Genomic DNA, 7949 nt, shown 5'->3' on the forward strand with positions numbered 1-7949 from the left:
CTCCCACTCGGGGAGTCACCACAGCGGTGCTGTGCTGGCTGACCGTCCTGCTCGAGGGGTACGACCTGGTGGCGCTCGGCGCCACCATCCCCACCCTGCTCTCCACCCACCACCTCGGCTTCACCGCCGCCGACGCCACCGGCGTCGCCACCGTCTCCCTCGTCGGTGTCGCCGTCGGCGCCGCCGGACTCGGCCCGCTCACCGACCGGTTCGGCCGGCGCGGCATGCTCATCGGGTCCGTCCTGCTCTTCTCGGTGTTCACCCTGCTGACCCCGCTCGCACCGAACGTGACGGCCTTCGGCGCCCTGCGCTTCCTCGCCGGACTCGGCCTCGGCGCGTGCATGCCCGTCGCGCTCACCGTGATGGCGGAGAACCTCCCCGAGCGACGCCGCGCCAGCGCCAGCACGTTCACCATGACCGGCTACCACGTCGGCGCCGTCCTCACCTCCGTCCTCGCGCTGGCCGTCGGCAACGACTGGCACTGGCTGTTCTACGGCGGCGGCGTCGCGGGCCTGCTCGTCGTCCCACTGATGTGGTGGCGGCTGCCCGAATCGGCCGCCTATCTGGCCGCGAAGGCGGAGCCGGAGGGCGAACGCATCGGCATGCGCGACCTGCTGGGCCCGCGACTGCGCCGCACCACCCTCGCGATCTGGGGCGGCTCCTTCATGGGACTGCTCCTCGTGTACGGGCTGAACACCTGGCTGCCGCAGCTCATGCGCAGCGCGGGCTACCCCATCTCGCGCTCCATCGCCCTGCTGCTCGTCCTCAACATCGGCGCGGTCATCGGGCTCGTCGTCGCCGGGATCGTCGCCGACCGGTACGGCATCCGGCGCATCGCCCGCATCTGGTTCGCCACCGGTGCCGTCCTCCTCGCGGTGCTGAGCCTGCGCATCGACAACAGCGTGCTGCTCAACGCGCTCGTCCTGCTCACCGGCGTCTTCGTGTTCTCCGCGCAGGTGCTCATCTACGGATACGTCGCCCAGGTCTTCCCGGCCCGCACCCGCGGCACCGCGCTCGGCCTGGCCTCCGCGGTGGGCCGGCTCGGCTCGATCACCGGACCGTTCGTCACGGGCGCCCTGGTGACGGCGGGCATCGCCCACCCCTGGGGCTTCTGGTTCTTCGCCGGCGTCGCGGCCCTCGGGCTCGGCGCGATGATGCTGCTCTCGAAACCCGTGGCCGAGCCCGCGCCGGTACCCCGGGTGGCGCTCAACAGCTGACGCCGCAGGGCCCGCGAAGGGGGCCCGTGGGCAGCACCGCCCCGCTGAGTTAGGGTTACCTAACCAGCGGGGTGGTGTCCGTCCCGCGCGCCCTTCCCCCAAGGAGTCCGCATGACGGCGACGCCCGCCGCCGAGCAGCCGACCGCCCCCGCGTCCGCCGGGACGGCCCGGGATCCGCGCCGCTGGCTGATCCTCGGCGTGATCTGCCTCGCCCAGCTCGTCGTCATCCTCGACAACACGATCCTGAACGTCGCCGTCCCCACGCTCACCGCCGAGCTCGGCGCCACCACCGCCGACGTCCAGTGGATCATCAACGCCTACGTCCTGGTCCAGGCCGGCCTGCTGCTCACGGCCGGCGCGGCCGCCGACCGCTACGGCCGCAGGCGCCTCCTGCTGACCGGCCTCGCCCTGTTCGGCCTCGGCTCCCTGGCGGCCGGACTCGCCCAGGACACCGGGCAGTTGATCGCCGCCAGGGCCGGGATGGGCGTGGGCGGCGCGCTGCTGCTGACCACCACCCTCGCCGTCGCCGTGCAGGTCTTCGACGACGAGGAGCGGGTTCGCGCCATCGGGATCTGGGCCGCGGTCAACGCCCTCGGCTTCGCGGCGGGGCCGCTGGCCGGAGGCGTCCTCCTCGACCACTTCTGGTGGGGATCGCTCTTCCTCGTCAACCTGCCCGTCGTCGCCCTCGGCCTGGTCGCCGTCACCGTCCTCGTCCCGGAGAGCCGGGCCGAGCGCAGCCAACGCCCGGACCTGCTGGGCGCGTTGCTGTCCACGGTCGCCATGACGTCGCTGGTGTACGCGGTGGTCTCCGGGCCCGACCACGGCTGGGCCTCGCCGTACGTCCTCGCGGGCGCGGGCCTGGGCGCGTGCGCGCTCGCCGGGTTCGTCCTGTGGGAGCGGCGCGTCACCGACCCCATGCTCGACATGGGCTTCTTCCGCGACCGGACCTTCACCGGCGCGGTGTTCGGCGCCGTCCTCATCACCTTCGGCAGCGGCGGCGCCCTGTACCTGCTGACCCAGCAGCTGCAGTTCGTCCTCGGGTACGGGCCGTTGGAGGCGGGCCTGCGCACCGCGCCGTTCGCGCTGACCGTCGTCCTGCTCAACTTCACCGGCCTGTCGGCCCGGTTGAGCACCCGCCTCGGCATCCCGGGCGCCGTCGCGCTCGGCATGACCCTGCTCGCCTGCGGGCTGGCGGCCGTCGCCCTCGCCGGGCGGGTCGTGGACGGATACGGCGGGCTGCTCGTCGGCCTCGTCCTGATGGGCGTGGGCTGCGCGTTCGCCAACCCGGCGATGGCCGTCGCGGTGCTGGGCGCGATACCGCGCGAGAAGGCGGGCGCGGGTGCGGGCATCGAGGGCACGGTCACCGAGTTCGGCAGCGGTCTGGGCGTCGCCGTCCTCGGCGCCGTCCTCAGTGCCCGGTTCTCCGCGCTCGTGCCGGTGACCGCCGCGTCGCTGCCCGCCGCCCTCGCCGCCGCCGACTCCGCGACGGAGCGCCACACGATGACCCGGGCGTTCGGCTCGGCCCTGGAGACCGGCCAACTCGTCGGCGCGGCAGCCGTGCTGACGGGTGGTCTGGTCGCCTCGACGCTGCTGCGCCGGGCGGCCCGCACCGCCGCGCCCACCCCCGTTCCGGTCACAGATCCAGCGTGAGGCGTCCCCCCTTGGCCCGCGACACGCACACCATCATCGTGTCGTTGCGGTCCCGCTCCTGCGCGGTGAGCACGCTGTCGCGATGATCGACCTCGCCCGCCAGCACTTCCGTCTCGCAGGTGCCGCAGGTGCCCTCGGCGCAGGAGTAGAGCACCTCGACCCCGGCGTCCTGCAGGGTGCCGAGGACCGACCGGCCGGCGGGCACCGTCAACGTCCGTCCGGAGCGAGCCAGTTCGACCTCGAACGCCTCGTCGTCCCCGCCCGGGTCGGCGGCCGCCGGCGTGAAGCGTTCGGTGCGCAGCGCCGCCGCCGGCACCAGCTCCTCCACGGCGGCGAGCAGCGACTCGGGCCCGCAGGCGTAGACGAGTTCACCCGGCCGCAGACCGGCGAGCTGCGCCGCCAGGTCCAGCGGCCCCTCGCACAGGTGGACGCGGTCGGCCGGATGGCGGGTGGTCACCTCGTCCGTGAACGCCATCGACGAGCGGGACCGGCCCCCGTAGAACAGCGACCACTCCCCGGCGGCCGCCAGCATCGGCAGGATCGGCGTGATGCCGATGCCGCCCGCCACGAACCGGTAGGCGGGCGCCGGTTCGAGGCGGAAGTGGTTGCGCGGCCCGCGGGCCCGCACCCGGCTGCCGGGCGCCAACTCGCCGTGCACACGGTCCGATCCGCCCCGGCCGGCCGCCTCCCGCAGCACGGCGATCCGCCACGAGCGGCCGTCGCCGCCGCACAGGGAGTACTGCCGCTCCAGACCTTCGCCGAGGACCAGGTCGATGTGGGCACCCGGCTCCCACCCGGGCAGGGGCGCGCCGTCCGGGCGGCGCAGGATCAGGGAGACGACGTCGTCGGCCTCCGTGCGGCGTTCGGCGACGACGAGTTCGAGCGACTCGCTCACGGGGTGTGCTCCTCCTCGGAGACGGTCGGGTGGTCGGGGTGGGCCAGCATCCATTCCCACATCGCGACGGGGTCCTCGGCCTCGTGCCGCGCCCCGCAGTGGCAGCGGCCGCTGAGCAGATCGGTGCCGGGCAGCCAGTCGACGCGGTAGACGGCGCCGCTCATCCCGCGGCCAGTTTCGCGAGGATGCGGCGGGCGGCCAGTCCGCCGGTGTCGATGTTGATGCTGAGCTCCTGGTAGCCGTCGGCCTCGGTGTCCAGGGAGCGCTGCAGGAGGTTCAGCGCGTCGACGTCCTGCATGACCACGGTGTGGTTGAAGTCCCGCAGGAACGTGGTCACTTCGGCGTCGTCGACGGCGAAGTTCCGGGACACCGCCCAGAAGTCGTAGACCTTGCCGGGCGCCGACGGCGTGATCGCGTACGTGATCTCGGTCAGGAACGCGGGGGAGTCCTGTCCGGTCGGGCTGATCCGGCTGTGCAGCAGGTACAGGCAGGGCGCGTGGTACTCGATGTCCTGCAACCGCTGGATCCGGCCCTCGATCCCGGTGGAACGGGCGTAGAACGGCGGGCACTCGGCGTCCGTCATGTGCCGCGACACCCGCACGACGCCCGCGCCCTCGTCGACCTCCGTGGTGATCGGCGTCTCGGCGACCTCGGGGGTGCCGATGTAGCCGCCGTGCAGGTACGTCTCGTGGGACAGGTCGAGGAGGTTGTCGACGAGGAGGCCGTAGTCGGCGTCGATGGGCTCCATGCCCTGCACGGTGACCCAGCCGTCGGCGGCGAGGTGCGGGGCGCGCGGGATCGTGTCGGGGTCGGCGAGCTCCGGGTCGCCGATCCACACCCACACCATCGCGTCGACCTCGGCGACCGGGTACGAACTCACCCGCGCCGTACGGGGAACGCGTTTCTGCCCCGGCACGAACACGCAGGTGCCGGTCGTGTCGTAGGTGAACCCGTGGTAGCCGCAGACGACCCGGTCCCCGTCGAGGCCGCTCGCCGAGAGCGGGTAGCGGCGGTGCACGCAGCGGTCGGCGAGGACGACCGGGTCGCCGGCCTCGGTGCGGTAGAGGGCGAGCGGTTCGCCGAGGACGGTACGGCCGAGCAGTTCACGGCCTACCTCGGCGGACCAGGCGGCGACGTACCACTGGTCGCGGGCGAAAGCCGAGTGTGCGGGCATGACGGGCGTCCCTCCGGTCGTCGCGCGGCGCCGTCGCCGCGCGTGGGGACCAGAGTGGTGAGCGGGGCCGCACGCTCACAACGGACCTTCCGTCAGGCGGAAGCCGGCGGCCGGGACGAGACGGGTTGCCAGCCGAGGGCCCGGGAGATGCCGCGTCCGGCCAGTTGGACCGCCGGAATCAGCGCGGGTGTCCGCGCGTCCGCCACCGGCACCACGACCGAGACGGCCGCGACGACGTCGCCGTGCGGTCCGCGCACCGGCGCCGCCACCGACAGCGCGTCGTCGGTGATCTGACGGTCGCTCACCGCGACGCCGCCGCGCCGCACCTCGGCCAGCATCCGGCGGAGCAGGTCGTGATCGGTCACGGTGTAGGGCGTGAACGCGGCGAGCCCGTCGGCTCCGTACCGGTCCTGGACGCCGGGGCCCGCGTGGGCGAGCAGCACCAGGCCGACGCCGGTGGCGTGCAGCGGCCAGCGGGCGCCCACCCGCGAGTGCACCCCCACCGCCGAACGCCCCGACAGGCGCTCGATGTAGACGACGTCGGACCCGTCGCGCACGGCGAGGTGGACGTTCTCGTGGGTCGCCTCGTAGAGGTCCTCCAGGAACGGCAGCGCCGCCTGCCGCAGTCCCAGGCCCCGCGGGGCGAGCGCGGCCAGCTCCCACAGCCGCAGACCCACGTGGTAGCGGCCCGCGTCGTCCCGCTCCAGCGCGCCCCACCCGGTCAGCGCCGCGACGAGCCGGTGCGCGGTGGCCAGCGGGAGGTCGGCACGGTGGGCGAGCTGGGTGAGGGTGAGGGCGGGGTGGTCCTGGTCGTAGGCGCCCAGGACGTCGAGGAGGCGGTCGGCGGCGGACCGGTTCACCGGGGGCGTCCTACGGGGTCGGGCAGCGGTCGCGGAGGAAGCCGAGGAGCGCGGCGTTGAACCGCTCGGGCTGTTCGGCGCCCGGCAGGTGACCGGCGCCGTCGACGACCACGAGCGTGGCGTCGGGGACGAGGGAGGCGATCGACTCGGCGGCGGCGACCGGGGTGTAGACGTCGTCCGCGCCGACCACGACGAGCGCGGGCACCTGGGCCGCGGCCAGGGACTCCCGGTAGTCGGGGCGCTCGGCCCGGCCGCGCAGCGCCGCCGCGGCGCCCCGCGGATCGGTCGCTCGCATCATGGCGAGCACCCGCTCGGCGACGTCGGGCAGCGCCGTCACGTTGTAGGCCGCGAGCATCTTGTCGATGACCTCGTCGGCGTACCCGCCCATGCCCTCGGCGAGCAACCGGTCGGCGAGGGCGTTGCGCAGTGCCTTGCCCTCGTCGGTCTCGGCGGGCGCCGAGGTGTCGCTGAGGACGAGCGCCCGCGTGCGGTCCGGGTGGCGCAGGTGGAACTCCATGGCGATCTGGCCGCCCATGGACACCCCGCCCACCACGGCCCGGCCGGCACCGACGTGGTCGAGGAGCGCGGCGACGTCGTCCGCGAACCGCGCCAGGAGCACGGAGCCTTCGGTGAGCTCGCTCTCGCCGTACCCCCGCAGGTCGGGGGTGAGGACGCGGTGTCCGGCCGCGGCGAGCGCCTCCGCCTGCGGCCGCCACAGGGTCCTGTTGAACGGATGCCCGTGCACGAGCACCACCACGGCACCGTCCGCGGGACCGAGGTCGTCGTAGTGCAGGACGGTGCCGTCCACCGTGAATCGACCCATCGGACACTCCTGACCTGGACTGCGGAACCGGTGGCGGCACGGTACGGCCCGGCCGCGCCCGTGATCAAGGGGGTTCCGGTGCTCGGCACCGCCGGGGCGCGGCACGTCCGGTGCGGCGCGCGCCCGTCGGCGCCGACCGTCAGTCGAGGGCCAGGCCGCTGCGTCCCGTCGCGTTCAGCCGGTCCGGCGTGAACCGGCCCTCCCAGGTGCGCTCGTAGTGCTCGGCGGGGAAGTCGCTCGGGCTGGAGCCGGAGACGAAGGCGTCACGGACCTCGGCGGCGTAGCGCTCGTTGCGGGCGCACCACGGGGCCGCCGGGATGTACATGACGTTCCCCCAGCCCTGCTGCCCGGTCACCGGGGCCACGCTGTGGATCATGTCGCAGTGCCACCAGACCGAGTCGCCCGCGCGGACGTCCGGGATCGGGGTGAGCGCCCGGTACAGCATCGGGTGCCAGCGCTTGGTGACCGGGAAGACCTGGTTGACGGTGACCCCGCACATCGAGTTCTCGGGGACGTCCGGCAGCAGCGGGCGCAGCAGCAGGTACGCCATGACCTCCGGCACCGGCACCGTGTGCAGCACGCCCTGGTCGGCGGCCATGTCGGACAGGGCCGTCCAGCCCTGGAAGGTGCGGAACGCGGAACACATGGTGGAGCCGGGGTACTGCGGCCCGGTCGTCCGGTGGGCAGGATCCCACGGGTCGTACTCCTCGACGCTGCCGTCGAAGACGTGCCGGAACGCCTCCTGGTACTCCCGCGTCATCCAGAGGTCGAGCGTGCCCGGATCGCAGTGGGTGCCGAGGCCGGCCGAGTCGGTGCCCGGCGGCCGGCGCCGGATGCGGTCCGGGTAGAGGGCGTCGCGGTCCGGGTCGAACCAGCGGGTGCCGTCGGCCGAGGTGTGCCGCCACTGCGAGTTGAGGAACGACTGGACCGTGGCCATGCGCTCCGACTGGCGCGCCTGCATCTGCGCCTGCGACCAGTAGACGGGGTAGATCTCGGGCTTCGACCCGACGCTGCCGAAGAAGTCGTCGCCCGGTCCCCGGTACGTCTCGAAGAACCGGTTGCGCTCCACGTAGTCGACGATCCCCGCGTCCCAGTCGAGGGCCTGCTCGCGCGGGAAGTGCCCGCGCACGACGAGGCAGCCGCGGCGCCGCAGCTTGGCGACGTCCTCCGGGGTGACCGCGCCGGCCCGGATCGCGTCGTACTCCAGGACCGGCCACACCTGGTCGCCGCGCTCGCGGTCGGCCTCGATCTCGGCGATCCGTGCCTCGACGCGGCGCTCGGCCGCCGCGAAGACCTCCGCGACGGTGCGCCCCGACGCCTCGATCCGGGA

The 7949-nt window shown here is 73.8% G+C and carries 8 protein-coding genes; 2 read left to right on the top strand and 6 right to left on the bottom strand.

The window, feature by feature from the left end; translation table 11 throughout:
* Both M4J07_RS45305 and M4J07_RS45310 read left to right on the top strand, forming a co-directional pair.
* Positions 1-1217 (top strand): MFS transporter (locus tag M4J07_RS45305; protein WP_255982748.1); only part of this gene is annotated, 1217 nt, incomplete at its 5' end.
* Positions 1218-1328: 111 nt separating this feature from the next.
* Entirely contained in the window at positions 1329-2867 is a 1539-nt protein-coding gene (locus tag M4J07_RS45310; RefSeq protein ID WP_255982750.1) for an MFS transporter, read from the top strand.
* On the opposite strand, the gene M4J07_RS45315 is transcribed toward M4J07_RS45310, so the two are convergent.
* The 6 genes from M4J07_RS45315 to M4J07_RS45340 form a co-directional block, all read right to left on the bottom strand.
* Positions 2851-3762: a PDR/VanB family oxidoreductase gene (locus tag M4J07_RS45315; protein ID WP_255982752.1), complete on the bottom strand. Its 912-nt coding sequence runs from the start codon at positions 3760-3762 to the stop codon at positions 2851-2853. The two genes, M4J07_RS45310 and M4J07_RS45315, sit on opposite strands and share 17 nt — an antisense overlap.
* Positions 3759-3926, bottom strand: coding sequence for a hypothetical protein (locus M4J07_RS45320; protein WP_255982754.1), 168 nt, complete (start codon positions 3924-3926; stop codon positions 3759-3761). Before M4J07_RS45320 ends, M4J07_RS45315 begins: the two co-directional genes overlap by 4 nt.
* On the bottom strand, positions 3923-4936 hold the full coding sequence (locus tag M4J07_RS45325) for an aromatic ring-hydroxylating dioxygenase subunit alpha (RefSeq protein ID WP_255982756.1): 1014 nt from the start codon (positions 4934-4936) through the stop codon (positions 3923-3925). Before M4J07_RS45325 ends, M4J07_RS45320 begins: the two co-directional genes overlap by 4 nt.
* Before the next feature lie 92 nt (positions 4937-5028).
* A complete protein-coding gene (locus M4J07_RS45330; RefSeq protein WP_255982758.1) occupies positions 5029-5796 on the bottom strand; it encodes an IclR family transcriptional regulator in 768 nt (255 codons plus the stop codon).
* A 10-nt stretch (positions 5797-5806) separates the two neighbouring features.
* Complete coding sequence (locus M4J07_RS45335; RefSeq protein ID WP_255982760.1) at positions 5807-6619, bottom strand: alpha/beta fold hydrolase; 813 nt, start codon at positions 6617-6619, stop codon at positions 5807-5809.
* 139 nt (positions 6620-6758) lie between these two features.
* The coding region (locus tag M4J07_RS45340; RefSeq protein ID WP_255982762.1) for a DUF1479 domain-containing protein at positions 6759-7949 on the bottom strand (1191 nt) is incomplete at its 5' end.

The organism is Streptomyces longispororuber (genome assembly GCF_024448165.1).
GTDB lineage: Bacteria > Actinomycetota > Actinomycetes > Streptomycetales > Streptomycetaceae > Streptomyces > Streptomyces longispororuber_A.